The organism is Streptomyces sp. NPDC051582, from assembly GCF_040681715.1.
GTDB lineage: Bacteria > Actinomycetota > Actinomycetes > Streptomycetales > Streptomycetaceae > Streptomyces.
This window is the reverse complement of sequence record NZ_JBFAZJ010000003.1, coordinates 397,922-417,455: the sequence shown is the minus strand read 5'-3', so window position 1 is coordinate 417,455 and position 19,534 is coordinate 397,922. Positions and strand designations below refer to the sequence as shown.

The following is a 19,534-nucleotide window of genomic DNA, read 5'->3' as shown; positions in this document are numbered from 1 at the left end:
GGAAATGTGAGGGGGAGCGTGCGCGGGAGCAGGGCGTCAGGAGACGGGAACGCCCTTGGACGCGATCACCGCGGCCGCCTCCGCCACGGTCTGCTCGGGGACGAGTTCACCCATCTCGATCTCGACGCCGAACGTCTTCTGCAACCGCAGCGCCAGTTCTTCCAGCAGCAGAGAGTCGATCTCCATCGCCTCGAACGTGGTGTCCGGCGTGACATCCGCCGTCGGCACGTCCAGTTCGCCCAGGACCACGACTATCCGGCTGACGATCGAAACATCCATGAGAATCCTCCGTGAATCACTTGGAACGCCGACTTTCGCGTTGCGGGATCGGAGCTGGTGAATTCAGCGGATCGAATGCCCTCCGCGTCCCACGGATTCATCATGGGATCCGGGAACGGGCGGAGGAAGTGTCTCCTGATCATGGTGGTGAGAACACCAGCGGCATGGGAATCAGGCGGCCTCCGCGTGAGCGCCGACCACTTCGCGCGGCCGCGCCGCCGATTCCACCCCGGGCCGGGCCACATACAGGGTCAGCAAGGACTCGGGGCTCTCGGGCACGCTCATCACCACGCGGTCGAAGACCCGCACCCCGGCCTGCGGCAGCGCGATCTTGCGCCGGCTCTGGTTCGGGCCGACCACCTCGTGACAGTCCCACAGCGTGGCGAAGCGCGGGCTGCGCTCGCTCAGCCGCTCGGCGATCCGGCCGAACTCCCGGTCCTCCGGGAACCGGGCCGACTGCGCCCGGAACTGGGCGACCAGACCGCGCCCCACCTCGTCCGCCTCCGGGTACTTCTCGCGGGTCGACGGCTCGGTGAAGAACTTCAGCACGCAGTTGTCGCCGCGGGCCTCGATGCGGAACAGGGAGCGGGCCGAGCGGCTGGCCAATTCGATGCGCCCGTACCGGTCGGTGATGTACGCCGGATTGCGCGACCACCCCTCGACGAGCGCGTTCATCCGCGCGTACTCGCTGTCCCACCGGCGGCCCGCCGTCGGCTGCGGCGGATTGTGGCCGGCCAGCCGGTAGAAATACGTCCGCTCCGTGTCCCCGAGCCGCAGTGCGTTGCTGACCGCGTTCACGATGCCCTCGGAGACGTTGATGTCCCGCCCCTGTTCGAGCCAGGTGTACCAGGACACCCCGACCCCGGCCAGAGCCGCGACCTCCTCGCGCCGCAGCCCCGGCGTACGTCTGCGCTCCACGTTCACCAGACCGACTTCCTCCGGCGTGATCTGCTCCCTGCGAGCCCGCAGGAAATGCCGCAGCCGCGTCCGCCGCAAAAGCCCCGATCCCGGAGGGGATGCAGTCGTCTGCATTCCTCGACCTCTTTCTCTTTCCGACTGAAGAAAACGTGCGAGAAGTGCGCCCGCCGGGCAGGCCCACCGGTGGTGGTGACACCACCCCGTTCGAAAGACACTCCCTCCTGCCGGAATTCCCCGCCACACTGGCGGCATGTTCCACACATCGGCGAACATCCCGGCTGCCACGGCGGCGGGTACGGCGGAGAGCGCCCCGGCGAAGAACGAATCGACCCGGCTGCGCCTGTTCTGCTTCCATCACGCGGGCGGCAGCGCCTGGTCCTTCTCGGGCTGGGGGCAGTGGCTCGGCCGCGGGGTGGAGGTGGTGCCGGTGTCCATGCCCCCCAGGTCGGTGCCCGCCGCCGGCGCCCCCGGTGCCGTCAGCACGATGGACGACCTCGTACGCGAGGTGACAAGTCAGCTGACCCCCTTCCTCGACGAGCCCTACGCCTTCTACGGACACAGCATGGGAGCGCTGGTCTCCTACGGCGTGGCACAGCGGCACATCGCCGCGGGACGACGCCCGCCCGCCGCCTTCGTGGCCGGGGCCCACCGCGCGCCGCACGTCCAGGCTGCGCCCGACCTGACCGTAGGGCTATCGGATCGAGCCTCCCTAGAGCTGATGCTGGGCCTGGGTGGAGCCGGAAGACTGCTGCGCGAGAACCCCGTGCGGATGCGGACCGTCGTGGCACGCCTGCGCGAGGACCTGCGGATATGCGGTACCTACCGGCATCCGGAGGCCGGCCACCGGCCGCTGCCCTGCCCGGTCCACGTACTGCTCGGCCGCCGCGACCCGCTGGTGCCGGCGGCGGACGCCGAGGCGTGGCGCGTGCACACCAACGCGCGGTTCTCGTTCCGCACCCTCCCCGGAGGCCACTTCTTCAACCGGGAGCACAAGGACCTGTTCTTCGCGGAGTTGGGCCGCATCCTCGGCTCGGTCGAAAACCGCACCGTGTGATTCCCGCCGCTGACACCGCGTGGTGGTGTGACCTACCTTCGGGCGGTATGGACGCCATGCCGTTAGGGACCGACCGTACGAAGAAGAAGCGCACCGAGCTGGCGCACTTCCTGCGGAGCCGCCGGGCCGCACTCTCCCCCGAGGAGGTCGGGCTGGCGACGGCCGCCCGGCGCGCCCGGGTGGGGCTGCGCCGCGAGGAGGTGGCGGTCCTCGCCGGAGTGAGCGCGTCGTGGTACGCCTGGCTGGAACAGGGCCGGCCCATCAAGGTCTCGGACGGGATACTCGACGCGATCAGCCGCGCCCTGCGCTTCGACGAACGCGAGCGGGTGCACCTGTACCGGCTCGCGGACGCCAACCCCCCGCTGCCGTCGGCGCCCGAGGGCCTCCCCGATTCCGGGCTGTTCCAACGGATGGTCGACACGCAGCTGTTGGGACCCTCCTGCGTCATCGACCGGTACTGGGACGTCCTCGCGGTCAACGAAGGGGCCGCCGAGGTGCTGCGCCTGGGCCGCGACGGCAACGACAACTTCCTGACCAGCCTCTTCAGCGGATCCCACGGTGAGCGGTACCTGAACCGGCCCCAGCTGGCCCGCCGCATGACCGCCCGCTTCCGCCTGCAGTCCTCGTACGGGTCCGACGACCCGCGGTACGAGGAGATCGCCGGCGAACTGGCCGGGCGCGACCCGCGCTTCGCCGAACTGTGGGAGCGCCACGAGGTCGAGGAGTTCGCGCCGGTGACCGTCGAGGTGGACCACCCCCACGAGGGTCGGGTCTCCTTCGTGCTCTTCACCATGGACCTGGACGAGGCCGCCCGGACCCGGCTCCTGGTGTACCTGCCGCCGGGCGCCGCCGGGCCGGTGTCGGCCTGGTCGTAGCCGTGGGGGAGCCGTCGCCAGGGTGGTGGTCCCACCACCACCGGCGGCACGGTCTGGATGGGTTGCGGCCCCCGCCGCAGAATCGTCGGGTGGCCCGCCCCCGTGTGGAGAGCGGCCCGTTCCACCGTGCCCGGCAGCGGCGTCCCGCACCGGCGACTATGGAGGCCCCCTTGACTCATGCGACCGATGCCGCCACCGATGCCCCCGACGCCCGCCGCGCCACCGGTGCGCCGGGCCGCGGCCGGACGGCGGTCCTCACCGGGCTCGGGACGTACGTCCCGCCCCGCGTCGTGACCAACGAGGAGCTGTCCCGGACCATGGACACCTCGGACGAGTGGATCCGCACCCGTACGGGCATCACCCGGCGGCACTGGGCCGACCCGGGGACCGCCACCGGCGACCTCGCCGTGGCGGCGGGCGAGCGGGCGCTGAAGTCGGCCGGCTCCGGGGAGGCCGACCTGGTGGTGCTGGCCACGACCACCCCGGACCACCCGTGCCCGGCGACGGCTCCCGAAGTCGCCTCCCGGCTCGGCCTGCGGGGCGTGGCGGCGTACGACGTGGCCGCGGTGTGCAGCGGCTTCGTCTACGGGCTCGCCTCCGCGGCCGGGGCCATCGCCGCGGGCATCGCGGAGCGCGTACTCGTCATCGGTGCGGAGACGTACTCGACGATCCTCAACCCGGACGACCGCACCACGTCGGTGATCTTCGGCGACGGCGCCGGAGCCGTGGTGCTGCGGGCCGGCGACCCCGCCGAGCCCGGCGCGCTGCTCGGGTACGACCTGGGCAGCGACGGCTCGCTGAAGGACCTGATCGTCGTCCCGGGCGGCGGCTCCCGGCAGCGCTCGGCCGCCGCCGCGGCCGGCGCCCCCGAACCGGACCCGGCCGACGCGTACTTCACCATGCAGGGCAAGTCGGTGTTCCGGCACGCCGTGACCCGTATGGCGGCCTCCTCCCGGGCCATGCTCGACCGCGCGGGCTGGGCGGCGGACTCGGTGGACTGGTTCGTGGGCCACCAGGCGAACGTGCGGATCCTGCACGCCGTCGCCGACCAGCTCGGCATGGCGCGCGAGCGTACGGTCGTCAACCTCGACCGCGTCGGCAACACCTCGGCCGCCTCCATCCCGCTGGCCCTGGCCGACGCGGTGGCAGGCGGTCAGGTCGCCCCGGGTGACCGGGTGCTGATGAGCGCCTTCGGCGGTGGCGTGACCTGGGGTTCGACCGCTCTGGTCTGGCCCGACGTCACCGCGTACTGAACAGCCGAACCCCCGGACCAACCCCCTGAGTCGGCCGCCGGTCACCGTGACCGGCGGCCGACTCGTACGTACGGACACGGAAGCGAGGAGTTCTCCATGAACATCGGCATCCTGGGCGCGGGCAACATCGGCGGCCCGCTCGGCCGCCACTGGGCGGCGGCCGGGCACCGCGTGACGTTCGGCTCCAGGGACCCGGGCCGGCTCGGGTCCCTCGTGGAACCGCTGGGCGAGCGGGCGCGGGCCGCGGTGTACGCGGACGCGGTCGGGGCGAGCGAGGTCGTCCTGCTGTCCGTCCCGCACCCGGCCCTCGGCGGACTGCTGCGGCAGCTGGCGGGCGCGCTGGCCGGAAAGACCGTGATCGACGCGACCAGCCCGATCGGCGTCTCGGACGACGGACTCTTCGTCTCGGTGCTCGGACCCGGCGTCACCCAGGGGAGCTGGATCGCCGAGCGGCTCCCCGACAGCCCCGTCGCCCGCGCGTTCTGCCACTTCCCCGACGAACTGCTGTGGTCGCGCGGTACGCGGCAGCCGCACTTCTGGGGCATGGGCACCGCGTCCGACGATCCCGGGGCGCGGGAAGTAACGGAAGCCCTGGTGCACGACGCCGGTTTCGTACCGGTCCCCCTCGGCGGGCTGAAGGAGTCGGCCGCCCTGGATCCCGGCGGGGCGCTCTTCGGCCACTTCTCCACTGCGGCGGGGCTGCGGGCCGCGGCCGGTCTCTGACGCGGGAAACGGGACCGCCCGCCCCTCCGGCTCGGGCCGGACGGGGCGGGCGGTCCCCCTCGCGCGCGGAACGGGCGCTCAGGCGACGGGGGAGGAGCCGACCTTCTCGCCCGCGCCGAGGGCGCCGACGGGCAGGGGCTCGATGGCGGCCGCAAGCGTGGCCGGCGCCGGCGTCTTCTGCGGGTCCTTCGACTTCCTCGCACCCTTCGGGTTCGACCAGCGCCGGGTGATCGGCCGCTCGACCAGGGTGTACAGCGCCCAGGAGACCAGGATCGCGACGCCCATGGCCACGACCATCAGCCCGACGGCCGCCGGATTCGAGTACGAGTGGCTGCCGAGCAGCTTCCACACCGCGACCATCACCGTGTAGTGCACCAGGTAGAAGGCGAAGGAGATGTCGCCGAGCCAGACCATCGCGCGGTTGCGGAAGGGCGTGAACCGGCCCTCGTCGTCCGCGATGGCGCCCGCCGCGATGAGCAGCGCGGCCGGGATGACGCAGACCGCGCGCGTCGAGTAGATCGGCGGGGTGAAGTAGCCGAGGACGAAGGCGGCCGCGAGCAGGACGCCCGACCAGACCATGCCGATGTTGCGCCAGCGGCCCGCCATCACCGAACGGGCCACGAGGATGCCGAGGGCGAAGTCCAGCACCCGGGGCAGCGGCAGGATGTAGGAGAAGAAGTACTGGTTGACCGAGGTGTCGGGTTCGGTGGCCATCATCGCGCCGGCCGGCACCAGCAGGGTCGAGAGCAGCGGGGTCGCGATGATGCCGGCGACGACGGCGACGACCCATGAGTTGAGCCGGTGGGCCGGGATCTTCTTGATCCAGTGGAGCAGCACCGGGAAGAGGAGGTAGAAGACCGCCTCCACCCCCAGGGACCAACCGGCCGGATTGACACCGAAGTTGATCGCGAAGTCCGGGTACCAGACCTGGACCATGAACAGGTTGAGCAGCCCGATCGTCATGTCCGTGATGGGCGCCGCGAACACCAGCATGGCCAGCGCCCAGACGATGACGTAATTCGGGACGATCTTGAGGAAGCGCCGCCGCCAGAAGCGCGGCGCGGTATCGGTGTCCCGGGCCGACCAGGTCAGTACGAAGCCGCTGAGCACGAAGAAGAACGTGACGCCGAGGGCGCCGGCGTGGGCCACGGCGTCGTAGTACGTGGTGACGGCCGAGGCGCTGCTCAGCCAGGGGACGCCCAGGAAGCCCAGGAGTGCCGCGTGGTACAGGAACACCACGAAGGCAGCGGGAAAGCGTAACCCGGTCAGCGTGTCGAGGCGGGTCACCCGGGTGCGCATTCTGTCCGTCGACACGATGCTGCTCCTTCGGAAGAGGGATCTGGAAAGACGCCAGGAAAGCTACCCGAGTCGCGCCCCAATTGCCGGGGCGTACTTATCCGGTTGGTGCCACCACCAGGGGTCGAAGGCACTTCCTCCGCAGGTGCGGGAGCGGGAGGATTTCACCGACGGAACCCTCCGCTTTTAAATGCGGCGCCATCGCATGACGCCCTTTCTCGCTTCGCGCACATTCCTCGACCCGGGAGCAGCCATGTCCACCAGCGTGACCAGTCAGAGCAGTACGACGCCCCCGGTGACGGACTCCCCGGGCCCCGCGGCCGCCGCCCCGCCGGGCTCGCCCTGGCGGTCCTGGCTGGCCGTGATCGGGCTGGCCCTGGGCGTCTTCTCCTTCGTCACCACGGAGACCCTGCCCATCGGGCTGCTGCCCTCCATCGCCGAGGGCACCAAGGTCTCGCTCGGTTCGGCCGGCTTCCTCGTCACCGGCTTCGCGGTGCTCGCCGCCGTGACCGCCGCGCCCCTGACCGCGCTCACCGGGCGCGTGGACCGCAAATGGCTGCTGGTCGGCCTCATGGTCCTCTACGTCGCCGGCAACTTCATGGCCGCCGCCGTCTCCGGCTACGCGCTGCTGCTGACCGCCCGCCTCATCGTGGCCCTCGCGCACGGGGTGTTCTGGTCCGTCGCCGTCTCGATCGCCGTACGGCTGGTCCCCGAGCGGCACGCCGTCCGCGCGACCTCGGTGGTCCTCGGCGGCATCTCCCTCGCCTCCGTCGCCGGCACCCCGCTCGGCACCGCCGTCGGCCAGTCCGCCGGCTGGCACGCGGCCTTCGTGTGCGTCGGCTTCCTCGGCTTCCTCGTCCTGGCGGCGAGCCTGCTGTTCATGCCCGCCCTGCCCGCCAAGAGCAGCGGCAGCCTGGCCGCGCTGCAGCACGTACTGCGCCACCGCCGGCTGCGCGTCGCCGTCGGCGTCACCGCGCTGATCATGAGCGGCCACTTCCTCGCGTTCACGTACGTGGCCCCCTTCCTGGAGGAGGTCACCGGCGTCCGGCCCTCCCTCGTCGGCGCGCTGCTGCTGGTGTTCGGCGCGGCCGGGCTGGCGGGCAACTTCGCGGCGGGCGCCGTCGTCGGACGGGCCCTGCGCACGAGCATCATCGGCTGCACGGGCCTGCTCGCCGTCGTCATGGGCGTGATGTACGCGGGCGGGGCGAGCGGGCCGCTCGTCATCACGATGCTGGTGTGCTGGGGCGTGCTCTACGCGGCGCTGCCGGTCGCCCTGCAGACCTGGGTCATGCGTCTGGTCCCCGAGGAGAGCGAGGCCGCCTCCTCGCTGTACGTCGCCGCCTTCAACGGGGCCATCGGCGTGGGGTCGTTCATCGGCGGCCTGATCATCGACTCCAACGGGCCGCGCCTGGCGATGATCGTGGCCGGCGCCTTCGCGCTCGCCGCGATGCTGATGACGGCCGTTTCCGGCCGGGCCGGGGCCGGGGCGCCGCAGCGCACCGGGTCCTGACCGGCGCGAGTCCACGTATCCCGACGCGGCCCGTGTGACGGGCCCTCAGGGGCGGCATGAGGAATTCATGGTGGCCGTATGGCGCACGGCCTGTCGTCAGGCTCGGGCGCGCGGCCATACTCGTGAAACCCTCCGCCCGGCTAGAGAGGTGCAACATGCGGTATACGACCGGGGGTGTCCAGACCTTCCATCTCTGGTCGCTGTCCGAGGATGTGATCGTCGATCAGGGGGCCGGCGGTGACGTCCTCCTCCTCACCAGCCGCTGGGGCGAGGACCGGCTCGACCGGCCCAGCCCGGCGGTGCGCGAGGTCCTGCGGAGGATGGAGCTCGGGCCGGTCCTGCTGGCCAATGCCCTGAGCGGGCCCGAGGACCAGTGCCCCTTCACCCTGCCGGCGCTCAGCAAGCTGTCGCACCTCGTGGTGCGCACCCTCGGGGTGGACGACCTGAAAGGGCCGCTGCTGTCCGTGGTCCCGCTGTCGTCGGCGGCTTCGTTCGTCCTGATCCGGCCGGCCGGCGAGCGCCGGGTGTGCCTGCCCCGGCACGTGGCGTTCACCGTGCCCGAGTCGGGCACCGGATGCGTCCTGGAGTCCGACCGCTCCCCGCACCGCGTCGTCCTGCACCGGCAGGAGGCGGCGTGGGTGGCGATGACGCTCGCGTGGCCGACCACGCTCACCGCGGTGTCGGCCGCCCTCCCGCTGCCGCCGCAGGTGACCGAGGACATCGTCGGTTACCTGGCGGCCGCGGGACTGGTCACGTCCGTGGACGAGCCGGCGTAGCGGTACCGCTGCTCAAGGGAGGCTTGGGTTCCGGCCGAGCCCCCGTCCAGATGGTTTCAAGCCACTTGCCCGATAGTGCGGCGCATGCAGCGGGAACGTCCCGTGACTGACTCGACGGAGTGGACACCATGCTGGACACGGACACCTTCCGTAAGGTTTTCGGTTCCTTTCCGACCCCTGTCGCGATCGTCACCGCGCTCGGCGCGGACGGCGAACCGGCCGGCTTCACCTGCAACGCCTTCTCCGCCGTGTCGGCGGCCCCGCCCCTGCTCCTGCTGTGCGTGGGGAAGGGGTCCAGGACCCTGCCCGCGATCCTCGCCTCCGGGGCGTTCGCGATGAACTTCGTGGCCCACCGGGGCCGGGACACGGCCCTGGCCTTCGCCGGGAAGGCGGAGCGCAAGTTCGACGGCGTGGCCTGGCGCGGCGGGCTGGCGGGGGTTCCCGTACTGACCGAGGACGCGGTGGCGTACGCCGGCTGCACGCTCGTGGAGACCGTGGAGGCGGGGGACCACCTGCTGCTGATCGGGCGGATCGAGGAGAGCGAGACCTTCGCCGGCGCGGCCGCCCTGTACCAGCGGGGCGAGTTCGGCAGGTGGGAACCGGACCGCCGGCTGGCCGTTCAGCACTGAGCCGCCTCGGCCGGTGGAACGACGAACGACGAAGCTCCTGGCGGACACGGTGTCCGCCAGGAGCTTCGTCGTTCGTACGGTGGGTGGGGCGGCGCCGCCTCGCGGGGTCCGCGGGGCATCCCCTAGGCGGAGAGCGCATGCAAGGTGGCGGAGGGGACCTGGAGGCCCGTGTCGTTGGCCAGGATGGCCTGGTGCAGCCGCTGGAGCCGCGGCGAGGGTTCCACCCCCAGCTCCTTGATGAGCGCGTGGCGCAGCACCTGGAAGGCGTCGAGCGCGCGCCAGGGGTGCCCGGCCCGGTACAGGGCCGTCATCAGCTGGGCGGACAGGGTCTCGTGCAGCGGCTGTTGGCTCACGAGCATGCGCAGCTCGCCGAGGATCTCCGCGTGCCGGCCGAGGCTGAGGTCGGCTTCGAGGCGCATCTCCAGCGCCCAGTCGCGTTCCTCCTGCATGCCGATGACCTCCGTGCCGAGGACCTCGCCGACCGGGACGTCGGTCAAGGCCGGTCCGCGCCACAGGTCCAGGGCGCGGCCGAGCTGCTCGGACGCCGTCCTGGGGTCGTTCTCCGCCATCGTCCGGCCGCCGAGGCGCACCAGCTGCTGGAACGTCGACAGGTCGAGGGAGAACTCCTCGGGAGCGAGCCGGTAGCCCCCGTAACAGGTCGCCAGTACGTCCTTGGCGCTCCGGCCGGATTGCTGCTGTACGCCGGCCTGCGTGAGTTTCCGGCGTAATTGGAGGATGTAGGTCTGGAGCGTGGTGGCAGCACTGCGGGGAATGGCATTGCCCCACAATTCGGCCATCAGCGTTTCCACTTGTACGACACGTCCTGCGCGGATGGCGAGCAGCGCGAGGATCTGGCGGGGTTTTCCTGCGGTCGGTGCGATGGACGTGCCGTGCATACGGGCTTCGAGCGGTCCGAGAACTCCGAATTCCATGGATTGAGCATCGCAGCCGACTTGAGCGCGCGGCCAGTGACGAAGGCACGAGCGGACATGAAATTCTCATACGCCGCCGCCCGCCTGCTGGCGTGCAGCAGGCGGGCGGAGGGGTCGGAGGGGGTCGGGCAGCGGCCGCCGGCCGGAGGGGGCTGGGCGGAGGGGACTGGGCGGAGGGGGCTGGGCGGAGGGGGCTGGGCGGTACTCACACCGGGGGCCCAACCCCGGCGGAACCCACGGCGGGGGCTCAGCCGTTGACGAAGGTGAGCCCGGTCGGGTCGTACCGGGTGCCCGCGATCTCCCCGGGCGGCGCCGCGGCCTCGATCGCGGCGAGGTCCCCGGGCGACAGCTCGACGGCCAGGGCCGCGAGGTTCTCCTCCAGGTAGCGCTGCCGGCGGGTGCCCGGGATCGGCACCACGTCCTCGCCCCGGTGCTGCACCCAGGCCAGGGCCAGCTGCCCGGCGGTGACCCCCTTCGCCGCGGCGAGCTCGTCCAGCTTCGCGACGATCGCCAGGTTCCGCTCGCGGTTGCCGTCGGCGAAGCGCGGGTGCCCGCGCCGTACGTCGGTCTCCGCCAGCTTCTCCACCGAGCCGTACCGCCCGGTCAGGAACCCGCGCCCGAGCGGGGCGTACGGGACCACGCCGACGCCGAGCTCGCGGCAGACCGGGACGATCTCCGCCTCCAGGTCCCGGGACCACAGCGACCACTCGCTCTGCAGCGCGGCGATCGGGTGCACCGCGTGCGCCCGCCGGATGGTCTGCGCGCCGGCCTCGGACAGGCCGAGGTGGCGGACCTTCCCGGCCCGTACCAGCTCGGCCATGGCGCCGACGGTCTCCTCGATCGGGACCCGCGGATCGACCCGGTGCTGGTAGTAGAGGTCGATGTGGTCGACCCCGAGCCGGCGCAGCGACGCCTCGCAGGCCTGCCGTACGTAGGCGGCGTCGCCCCGTACGAGGGTGGGCTCGCCGAGCCGGTTCGCGAAGCCGAACTTCGTGGCCAGCGCGACCTCGTCGCGGCGCCCGGCGACGGCCCGCCCGATGAGCTCCTCATTGTGCCCGCTGCCGTAGAAGTCCGCGGTGTCCAGCAGGGTCACCCCGAGGTCGAGGGCGCGGTGCAGGGTCGCGACCGACTCGGCGTCGTCGGTGGCGCCGTAGCCGTGGCTCATGCCCATGCAGCCCAGACCCTGCGCGGATACGGCGAGTTCACCCAGGAACCTGGTCGGAACACCGGTCATGCTGCTGCCTCCAAGGCAAAGGGACGGGACGCGAAGAGAACGGCGGCCGGATCGAAGGTCAGGGCGATGTGGGTGGCGATGGAGTTCACGTCCCGCCAGGCGCGCTGCAACGGGCTCTCCAGGCTCTGCCCCGAGGTTCCGGCGGTGGCGAACATCCGGTTCACGGCGTGGACGAGGAGCTCGGTGGACAGCGCGTAGTCGCGGACGTTGCGGGCGATCTCCGCCTCGGTGATCCGCGCGCCCCGGTCGGCGACGTCCGCGGCCCGCTCCAGCAGCAGCGCGGCGGCGTCGATCTCGCCGGAGCTGCGGGTCAGGGCGGCCTCGTACGTACTGAGGGAGGGCCCGGGACCCCCCGCCTTCCCGGCGCCGCGCGCGAGCCGCCGCGCGGTGTCGCCGGTCCACAGCCGGAGCGCGCCGCGGGCGGCGCCGAGGGCGGCGGGCGCACACGACAGCCCGTTCACGGCCTGGACCGGCACGCCGGACCCGTCGAACAGCCGCTGCCGGTCCACGCTCCGCGACTCGGGCACGAACACGTCGTCGACGATGACCGTGTTGCTCCCGGTACCCCGCATCCCGGACGCGCTCCAGGTGTCCTTGACGGCGTAGGCCCCGCGGGGCAGCGCGAACAACCGCGCGCCGGCCCGCCCGGGGAGCACGGCACAGACGACGACCCAGTCGGAGAAGTCGACACCGCTGACGCAGGCCCAACTCCCCGACAGCCGCCACCCGCCGGGCGCCGGCACGGCCTTCCCGGCGGGTGAGAGCGACCCGACGACGAACGCGTCGGCCCCCTCCGACCACACCTCGGCCTGCCCCTGCGCCGGCAGGAAGGCGGCCACCCGGGCCAGGCTGGACGCCACGGAAGCGCACCAGGCGGCAGCGGCACACCCCTCGGCGACGACGGCCACGGCGTCGGCGAACTCGCGGAAAGTCCCCTCGGCCCCGCCGAACCCGACGGGCACGAAATGCCGGGCGAACCCGCTCTCCAGCACCCCCGCCACCACGTCGGGAGTCAGCCGCCGCCGCTCCTCGGCATCGCCGGCCCGCCGCCGCGCCAACTCACCCAACCCCCCGGCCCGCTCAACGAGCCCGGTCCCCGTAACCATCCTGCCTCCCAAGAAGCCACCGACAAGCGGCCCGGACCATCCCACACCCCCCTCAACCCCGACTCGCACCGACCTAGAGCCCCCGGATGTCAGAGTTCCGTGTGAGCCTCGAAGCCATGACCCACACCGTCACCCTCCTCTCGGGGCCCGAGGGATCCGCACACGCGGATCCGGAGACCAGCAGCTGGTTGATCATGTTCTTGCTGGACGTGAGCACCGTCTGGATACCGGTCGTCCTCATCGTCACGGCGGGTCTCGTCCTGTGCCCGCGCAGACGCCCCGGTGGGTTGCTGACCTCCGGCCCGCTGCGCCGGAGCCCCTCGACCCGCAGGCGCGTCGACGAACTCCGGACGGCGCTCACGGCCGCCGACGGCGCCCGGGCCGGTCTGCCGGACGCCGACGCCCTCGCGGCACGGGTCTCCGCGTCCAGGCGCTGGGCCGTCGCACGGCAGTGGTTGTACGGTCCGGCCGTTCTCGCACCGGCTCTGATGCTCTACGGAGCGCTGGGAGGATGGGGCGGCGGCCTGCGCCCCCTCTCCGCGGCCGTCGGCGCGGGCCTGCTGGCCCTGGCCGCCGCGGCGACGGCCGCGGAGGCGGTCTCGCGCCGCCGGGCGGATCCGTACGGGGAGGCCGTGCGCCGGGGCGTCGTGGCTCTGGAGGCACTGGTGCTGCCGGACGGGGTGGAAAGCCGCGTCAGGACCGTGCGGGAGTCCCTGCGCGGCAGGGACCGGCGGCCGACGGCGTACTTCGCGGTGGACTGGTCGTTCCGTACCGTCGAGGAGTTCTGCCTCGCGCTGGAACGGCTGGCGCGCCATGCGGTGCTCAGCGGGGACCGGGTGGGCAGGGCGCGGCGGGTGGAGCAGGTCCGTGTCTACGCGGCGCACGTCCAGGAGTCCTTGGAGCGCTACCGCGTGGCGGCCGTCGCGCATGCGGAGGCGGTCGAGGCGGTGGGGGAGGCTCGCAGCCACGTGCTGTCCCTGGTCTCCGGCGTCCTTGCGGACGTCTGCCGGGACCGGCTGATCGTTCCGGCCCTCGGGTGGGAAGACCTCCCGGAGGACCGCCGGACGGCGCCGAGCCACGAGAGGCGGACGCAGACGGTCTGGCAGGCCGCCGCGGCCGTCGTGCTCCTGATCGGGCTCGCGGGCCTGTTCACCTGGGCCGGCGCACCCGGCGAGTTCGTCTCCCCGATCCTCTTCGCCCTCAGCGGCGCCATCGGCATCCTCCTGCCCCGAGCCCGCTGGCTGCCCTGACCCCCGCACCCCCTCCCCCCACGTTCCAGCAGGTCGGATGCTCAACGGTGACGCGGACTGTGCCGCCGGTCCAGGTACGGGCGGCGAGAGTCCAGACGCATCGCCTTGGGCTTGTCTGCGTACCTGAACGGGAAGAGGACCGACTCTTGCAGCTCGCGTGCCATGTCTGCCAGGTTCTCGCGTACGGCCTCGGCCCGGGTGACGCCGTAGGGGCTTCGCTTCTTCAGCTCCGCTGCCACGCGTGTGGCACGAGCCTTCGAGTGCGCCTTGGCCAGTTGCACTGGTACCGCGGTGATGAGCTTGCTGGCTTGATCTCCGAACCGTTCGATGGGAAAGAACGCGGACATTCGGCGGTCCCCTCCCCAGATCGTCCCGCTTCACCTCTGTGTGACACGCATCTGCCGCGCACGCAAGGGGACACGCAAGGGGTCGGGCAGGCCCGAGCGCCACGCTCACGGCTGGGCTGGAACAGCCGCAACTGACGCCCCATCCCGCCGACCTACGGCTGAGCAACCGCCCAATGTGCTTACCGGCGGCTCGGCGCTTGGGTGATCTGGTCGCCCGGATTGAAAAGAAGTCAACCGCGGCCCCGCTGATAGAGATCCTTTCCTCCACCGCACTTGAGGTCTCTCAACTGCGGTGCGGATTTTTGAGCGATCTGACCACCTCAGTTGCCCCGCTTGCATCGGGTCCATTAACGTTCCGTGAAGTGACGGCACGTCAAGTGCTGTCCGTACAGGGGGGATTCTGACCGTGCCCATGCCTCTGAAGCCGGTGACCACTGGCCTGCCCGTCAACCTCCGGGAGATCCGCAAGGGGGTCATGGCGAACGGCGTCATCGACTGCGAGAACCTGTTGGCCATCGTCAACGACCCTCAAGAGGTTGAGGACGCCACCAAGCGCGCCCAGAAGGCCGGCCGGCCGATCAGCGAGTACGCCCGCACGCGCGCCGAGGTCCAGCGGCTCCTCGGCACCGCCGGCAGCAAGAAGGCCAAGAACGTCGGCGAGTACGCCGACTACATTGCGGCCGGCCTGAAGGGGGATTACGACGACGCTTGGTCACTGCCGCAGATCACCTTGTGGTCGCCGCGCCCGCTGGTCATCTCCGAGGACGGCTCGTCGGCCCTGCCGATCAAGGACGGCCTCTTCGCTCTCGACAGCGAGACTCAGGTCACCGCCTGGCACCGGATCAAGATCAACCCGAGTGTCTACGACCTGGAGGACTTTGACTTCGGCGCGATTCCGTTGTCGTTCGAGATCTTCCACGGCATCAGCGTCATGGCCGCCCGGCAGATCTTCCACGACCGCAACCTGAAGGGAGTCCCGGTCGACAAGTCCTTGGCCATGTCCATGGACGGCCGCGACTTCGGCACCACCGTGACCCGCAAGCTGATGGAGTCGCTGAAGGTGCCGAGCGGGGAAGCCACGCTGCCCTTGTCCAGCTTGATCCTCACGGGCAAGCGCCAGGTGTCGGACAAGGCCGTGGAGTGGATGACGATGTCGGTCCTGCGGACCCTCGTCGCCACGGCGATGCTCGGCAAGGCCGGTATCCACGCTGCTTCGACCGGCATCGAGTACGAGGACATCCCCGCCAACGAGGACGGCGATCGTCCCGACAAGGCTGTCGTCCAGCGCGAGGTCATGGAGACGGTCGGTGCGTTCCTCCAGGAGCACGCCGCGCTCTTCCACGCCAAGACTGCCGTCACTGCCCCCGCCGTCGTAGCCGGCCTTGGCGCGACCATGAACCGCACCATGTCCTGGAGTGCTGACCCCATGCCCGAGGGCGTCACCCTGGAGCGCATGCTGGAAGGCATCGAGTGGGAGCGCGAGGGGAAGTACTGGGGTGGCGTCGCGGCCAAGGTGACCGACGGCGGGTCCGTCTCCTGGGCCGGCGGCGCCCGCGATTCCGGCCACAAGGTCTACGACGCGCTGAACCGCCCGGAGAGCGATATGGGCAAGCAGATCCGCGGACGGTTTTAGGTTCCCGCTCGCGCCGGGCTGGACATGACTGTCGTCGCGGCGACGTGACCACGGGTGCAGGTCCCACACCCCACCCCAGACGAATGGCCCCCGACCAGATGAATCGGTCGGGGCCGTTCCCATGCGTCCTGCCCTTGAGCGTCCGTGGTGCGCCGCTATCGCAACGCCCCCGCCGGAAGCACGTCGGTGACGGGGAACCCGCGGGGTTCGGGCTCCGTCCGGGGCGAGCCGGGCGGCCGCGGTCCGTTCCTCCGGCGTGAGCCGCTGTGGCCCGAGGCCCCTCGGGAGACCGGGGGCCTTCGTGTTCCCCAGGCTGACCTGGGGAGTTGTGGCGAAGTGCATGCCGCGAATAGGCCTCAAGGGCTGACATGTGGCTGCACATACGCGAAGACCCCGGCTTCAGCGTTACCGCTGATGGCGGGGTCTTTGGGCACTTCCTGCGAAGTGCCCCCGGCAGGATTCGAACCTGCGCACACGGCTCCGGAGGCCGTTGCTCTATCCCCTGAGCTACGGGGGCGTGTCGTTCGCTTTGCGGCGACGGGTTGAACACTACCAGCTTCCGCGGGGTGATCAGGAACGGATTGCGGGCCCGGGGGACGTGCGTCGCCCGGAGGGGGTGGAAGTGGCAAAAACCCGGACGCGGGGGCTTAGGCGGACCTACTCTCAAGTTGTGTCAGGCGCCTCGGGCCGGGTGCTTGTTGTCGACGACAACAAGGTCATCCGGCAGCTGATCAAGGTCAATCTCGAGCTGGAGGGCTTCGAGGTCGTGACCGCGAACGATGGTGCCGAGTGCCTGGACGTCGTGCATCGCGTGTGTCCCGACGTGATCACCCTTGATGTGGTCATGCCCCGCCTGGACGGGTTCGGGACCGCCGCGCAGCTGCGTGCCGATCCGCGGACGCGGCATCTGCCCCTCGCCATCGTGAGCGCCTGTACGCAGCACGAGGTGGAGGCGGGCATCGAGGCCGGGGTGGACGCGTTCCTCGCCAAGCCCTTCGAGCCCGCCGAACTCGTACGGGTCGTACACCGGCTCATCGAGCGCAAGGACCGGCGCGAGCGGAAGGGCACGCCGGCCGGGCGCGGCAGAGGGTAGCGGCGGTCGTGGCGGTCACCTGTTCACATGGCGAAACCGTTCGCGGGATGGGAGGGCTTCTCCCCTAGGCTGGTCCCGTGACCCCCGCCGACCTCTCCAGCACCGTCGCACGCGCCGTGCGCCGTGCCGTCGAGGACGGGGAGCTGCCCGCCGGGACGGATGTGCCCGAGCGGATCGTCGTCGAGCGGACCCGCCCCGGCGGGGTGGGTGACTACGCCACCCCCGTCGCCTTCCAGGTCGCCCGGGCCGCCGGACGGCCCCCCGCCGAGGTCGCCCGGGTGATCGCCGAAGGCCTGGCGGCGGAGCCCGGTCTCGTGCGCGTGGAGGTCACCGGCGCGGGGTTCCTGAACTTCACCCTCGCCACCCGCGGCGCCGCCGGGCTCGTCCGCGAAGTGCTGTCGCGCGGACCGCGTTACGGGTACGCGGCCGACGCCGTCGAAGTCGAGCCGTTCTGCTGGGCCGCCACCGCCGAGTTCCGCCACCGCGCCGTCCACGAGGCCGTCGTACGCCTCCTGCGCAGCCAGGGAGACGGAGACGGGCCGTCCGCCCGGGCGGCCGTCGCCCCCGTCGCGCGCCGTGACGGGGACGTGGTCGCCGCCTACGGGCGGGACGCCGCCACCTGGGCCGTGCTCGCCGTTCCGGCGCGCGAGACCCCCCAGTTCGGCGCCCGGCTGCTGGTCCAGGACGAGTCCAGCGAGTTCTTCCTCGTGCGGTACGCCCACGCCCGCGCCAGGGCCCTGGGCCGCGGCGCCGCCCGCCTCGGCTTCCACGCCGAGCCCGGCGAGATCGATGCCCCGGCCGAGCCCGCCCGGCCCGCCCTGCGCACCCGGCCCGGCGCCCCCGGCGCCGCTCCCGCGCTGCTGCGGCTGCTCGCCGAGTACCCCCTCGTGCTGGAGGCCGCCGCGCACCGGCGGGCGCCGGAGCAGCTCGTACGGTTCCTCGTCCGCGTCGGCGACGAGTTGCTCGACTTCCAGCACTGCGTGCTGCCCGAGGGGGACGAGAAACCCTCGGCCGCCCACCGCGCCCGGCTGGCCCTTGCCGAAGCCGCCGGGACGGTGCTGGCCGGCGGCCTGGCCCTTCTCGGCATAGACGCACCTGACTGCCTGTGATCTGCGAAGAGAGATACCGATGAGCCGTTCCGCGCACCCCGCCGGGCCCCGCCACGCCGACGTCCTGCCCGAGGGCCACTACTCCCCGCCGCCCGCCGACCTCAACGCGCTCGACGAGAAGGTCTGGGCGCGGACCGTGCGGCGCGACGGCGACGGGGTGGTGACCGTGGGGGGCATCCCCGTCACCTCCCTCGCCCAGGAGTTCGGGACCCCCGCCTACTTCCTCGACGAAGAGGACTTCCGGGAGCGCTGCCGGGCCTGGGCGCACGCCTTCGGGCCCGACGCCGACGTGTTCTACGCGGGCAAGGCGTTCCTCTCCAAGGCCGTCGTGAAGTGGCTGGGGGAGGAAGGTCTCAACCTCGACGTGTGCTCCGGCGGCGAGCTGACCACCGCCCTCGCCGCCGGCATGCCCGCCGGGCAGATCGCCTACCACGGGAACAACAAGTCCGTCGCCGAGATCACCCGGGCCGTCACCGCCGGCGTCGGCCGCATCGTGCTCGACTCCTTCCAGGAGATCGCCCGCGTCGCGCACATCGCCCGTGAGCTGGGCGTACGCCAGCCCGTCCAGATCCGCGTGACGGTGGGCGTCGAGGCGCACACGCACGAGTTCATCGCCACCGCGCACGAGGACCAGAAGTTCGGCATCGCCGTCGCCGACGGCAGCGCCGCCGAGGCCGTACGGCGCGCCCTCGGGCACGACAGCCTCGACCTGCTCGGCGTCCACTCCCACATCGGCTCGCAGATCTTCGACATGGCCGGCTTCGAGGTCTCCGCCAAGCGCGTCGTGCGGCTGCTGGCCGCCGTACGGGACGAGCACGGCGTCGAGCTGCCCGAGATCGACCTCGGCGGCGGCCTCGGCATCGCGTACACCTCCTCCGACGACCCGCGCGAGCCCCACGAGATCGCCAAGGCCCTGCACGAGATCGTCGCCCGCGAATGCGAGTCCGCCGGGCTGCGCGCGCCCCGCATCTCCGTCGAGCCCGGCCGCGCCATCGTCGGGCCCACCGCCTTCACCCTCTACGAGGTCGGCACGATCAAGCCGCTCGAAGGGCTGCGCACGTACGTCTCCGTCGACGGCGGCATGTCGGACAACATCCGCACCGCCCTCTACGACGCCGAGTACGCGGTCACGCTCGTCTCCCGCGTCTCCGACGCCGAGCCCATGCTGGTCCGCGTCGTCGGCAAGCACTGCGAGAGCGGCGACATCGTGGTGAAGGACGCCTTCCTGCCGGCCGACCTGGCCCCGGGAGACCTCCTCGCCGTACCCGCCACCGGGGCCTACTGCCGCTCCATGGCCAGCAACTACAACCACGCGCTGCGCCCGCCCGTCGTCGCCGTGCGCGACGGACGGGCCCGGGTGATCGTCCGGCGCGAGACGGAGGAAGATCTTCTGCGTCTCGACCTCGGATGATCCGGTTGTTTCGGGGAGAAGCCCCCATACCCTCAAAATAGGTGTCTCACTCAATGGACCGGGGATGGAAAGTCCTGTCCATTGAGTGAGACTGGTTGAGACCCGG

Annotated in this window: 19 protein-coding genes and 1 tRNA gene; 12 read left to right on the top strand and 8 right to left on the bottom strand. The window is 71.6% G+C overall.

Going from position 1 to position 19,534, the window contains the following annotated elements; all coding sequences use genetic code 11:
* Positions 1-36: 36 nt before the first annotated feature.
* Both AB0M92_RS07440 and AB0M92_RS07435 read right to left on the bottom strand, forming a co-directional pair.
* Positions 37-279: an acyl carrier protein gene (locus tag AB0M92_RS07440; RefSeq protein WP_366101118.1), complete on the bottom strand. Its 243-nt coding sequence runs from the start codon at positions 277-279 to the stop codon at positions 37-39.
* 171 nt (positions 280-450) lie between these two features.
* A complete protein-coding gene (locus AB0M92_RS07435) occupies positions 451-1,311 on the bottom strand; it encodes a helix-turn-helix transcriptional regulator (protein WP_366101117.1) in 861 nt (286 codons plus the stop codon).
* 136 nt (positions 1,312-1,447) lie between these two features.
* Between AB0M92_RS07435 and AB0M92_RS07430 the strand changes: the two genes are divergently transcribed.
* The 4 genes from AB0M92_RS07430 (at position 1,448) to AB0M92_RS07415 (ending at position 5,102) form a co-directional block, all read left to right on the top strand.
* Entirely contained in the window at positions 1,448-2,251 is an 804-nt protein-coding gene (locus AB0M92_RS07430) for an alpha/beta fold hydrolase (protein WP_366101116.1), read from the top strand.
* A 47-nt stretch (positions 2,252-2,298) separates the two neighbouring features.
* Positions 2,299-3,126, top strand: a complete 828-nt coding sequence (locus AB0M92_RS07425; protein WP_366101115.1) for a helix-turn-helix transcriptional regulator — start codon at positions 2,299-2,301, stop codon at positions 3,124-3,126.
* A 170-nt stretch (positions 3,127-3,296) separates the two neighbouring features.
* Complete coding sequence (locus AB0M92_RS07420) at positions 3,297-4,379, top strand: beta-ketoacyl-ACP synthase III (RefSeq protein WP_366101113.1); 1,083 nt, start codon at positions 3,297-3,299, stop codon at positions 4,377-4,379.
* 96 nt (positions 4,380-4,475) lie between these two features.
* Positions 4,476-5,102 carry an NAD(P)-binding domain-containing protein gene (locus AB0M92_RS07415; RefSeq protein WP_366101112.1) on the top strand — a complete coding sequence of 209 codons (627 nt, stop codon included), beginning with the start codon at positions 4,476-4,478 and terminating at the stop codon, positions 5,100-5,102.
* 78 nt (positions 5,103-5,180) lie between these two features.
* Here the strand turns inward: AB0M92_RS07415 and AB0M92_RS07410 are convergent, their stop codons facing one another.
* Positions 5,181-6,416 carry an acyltransferase gene (locus tag AB0M92_RS07410; protein ID WP_366101111.1) on the bottom strand — a complete coding sequence of 412 codons (1,236 nt, stop codon included), beginning with the start codon at positions 6,414-6,416 and terminating at the stop codon, positions 5,181-5,183.
* A 235-nt stretch (positions 6,417-6,651) separates the two neighbouring features.
* Here AB0M92_RS07410 and AB0M92_RS07405 point away from each other — a divergent pair, with 235 nt between their 5' ends.
* The 3 genes from AB0M92_RS07405 to AB0M92_RS07395 all read left to right on the top strand — a co-directional run bounded on the left by AB0M92_RS07405 (position 6,652) and on the right by AB0M92_RS07395 (position 9,313).
* Positions 6,652-7,908 (top strand): MFS transporter, encoded by a 1,257-nt coding sequence (locus tag AB0M92_RS07405; protein WP_366101110.1) that lies wholly within the window; start codon positions 6,652-6,654, stop codon positions 7,906-7,908.
* Between the two features lie 155 nt (positions 7,909-8,063).
* Positions 8,064-8,684, top strand: coding sequence for an NADH oxidase (locus AB0M92_RS07400; protein ID WP_366101109.1), 621 nt, complete (start codon positions 8,064-8,066; stop codon positions 8,682-8,684).
* A gap of 128 nt (positions 8,685-8,812) precedes the next feature.
* Positions 8,813-9,313, top strand: coding sequence for a flavin reductase family protein (locus tag AB0M92_RS07395; protein WP_366101108.1), 501 nt, complete (start codon positions 8,813-8,815; stop codon positions 9,311-9,313).
* 122 nt (positions 9,314-9,435) lie between these two features.
* Here the strand turns inward: AB0M92_RS07395 and AB0M92_RS07390 are convergent, their stop codons facing one another.
* The 3 genes from AB0M92_RS07390 to AB0M92_RS07380 form a co-directional block, all read right to left on the bottom strand.
* Entirely contained in the window at positions 9,436-10,245 is an 810-nt protein-coding gene (locus AB0M92_RS07390; protein ID WP_366101107.1) for an AfsR/SARP family transcriptional regulator, read from the bottom strand.
* A 247-nt stretch (positions 10,246-10,492) separates the two neighbouring features.
* Positions 10,493-11,479, bottom strand: a complete 987-nt coding sequence (locus tag AB0M92_RS07385) for an aldo/keto reductase (RefSeq protein WP_366101106.1) — start codon at positions 11,477-11,479, stop codon at positions 10,493-10,495.
* The gene (locus tag AB0M92_RS07380; protein WP_366101105.1) at positions 11,476-12,546 is read right to left on the bottom strand and encodes an acyl-CoA dehydrogenase family protein; all 1,071 of its coding nucleotides are present in this window, start codon (positions 12,544-12,546) and stop codon (positions 11,476-11,478) included. The genes AB0M92_RS07385 and AB0M92_RS07380 overlap by 4 nt, the downstream gene beginning before the upstream one ends.
* 125 nt (positions 12,547-12,671) lie before the next feature.
* Between AB0M92_RS07380 and AB0M92_RS07375 the strand changes: the two genes are divergently transcribed.
* Complete coding sequence (locus AB0M92_RS07375; protein ID WP_366101104.1) at positions 12,672-13,835, top strand: hypothetical protein; 1,164 nt, start codon at positions 12,672-12,674, stop codon at positions 13,833-13,835.
* A 41-nt stretch (positions 13,836-13,876) separates the two neighbouring features.
* Here AB0M92_RS07375 and AB0M92_RS07370 read toward each other — a convergent pair whose 3' ends face one another.
* Complete coding sequence (locus AB0M92_RS07370; RefSeq protein WP_366101103.1) at positions 13,877-14,182, bottom strand: hypothetical protein; 306 nt, start codon at positions 14,180-14,182, stop codon at positions 13,877-13,879.
* A gap of 412 nt (positions 14,183-14,594) precedes the next feature.
* On the opposite strand from AB0M92_RS07370, the gene AB0M92_RS07365 reads away from it, so the two are divergent.
* Complete coding sequence (locus AB0M92_RS07365; protein WP_366101171.1) at positions 14,595-15,815, top strand: DNA sulfur modification protein DndB; 1,221 nt, start codon at positions 14,595-14,597, stop codon at positions 15,813-15,815.
* 445 nt (positions 15,816-16,260) lie between these two features.
* Here AB0M92_RS07365 and AB0M92_RS07360 read toward each other — a convergent pair.
* Positions 16,261-16,332: transfer RNA gene (locus AB0M92_RS07360), tRNA-Arg, on the bottom strand.
* A gap of 81 nt (positions 16,333-16,413) precedes the next feature.
* Between AB0M92_RS07360 and AB0M92_RS07355 the strand changes: the two genes are divergently transcribed.
* The 3 genes from AB0M92_RS07355 to lysA all read left to right on the top strand — a co-directional run bounded on the left by AB0M92_RS07355 (position 16,414) and on the right by lysA (position 19,428).
* Complete coding sequence (locus tag AB0M92_RS07355; RefSeq protein ID WP_366101170.1) at positions 16,414-16,908, top strand: response regulator; 495 nt, start codon at positions 16,414-16,416, stop codon at positions 16,906-16,908.
* Between the two features lie 77 nt (positions 16,909-16,985).
* Entirely contained in the window at positions 16,986-18,017 is a 1,032-nt protein-coding gene (gene nrtL / locus AB0M92_RS07350) for an ArgS-related anticodon-binding protein NrtL (RefSeq protein ID WP_366101102.1), read from the top strand.
* Positions 18,018-18,036: 19 nt separating this feature from the next.
* On the top strand, positions 18,037-19,428 hold the full coding sequence (lysA, locus tag AB0M92_RS07345) for a diaminopimelate decarboxylase (RefSeq protein WP_366101101.1): 1,392 nt from the start codon (positions 18,037-18,039) through the stop codon (positions 19,426-19,428).
* Positions 19,429-19,534 lie beyond the last annotated feature (106 nt).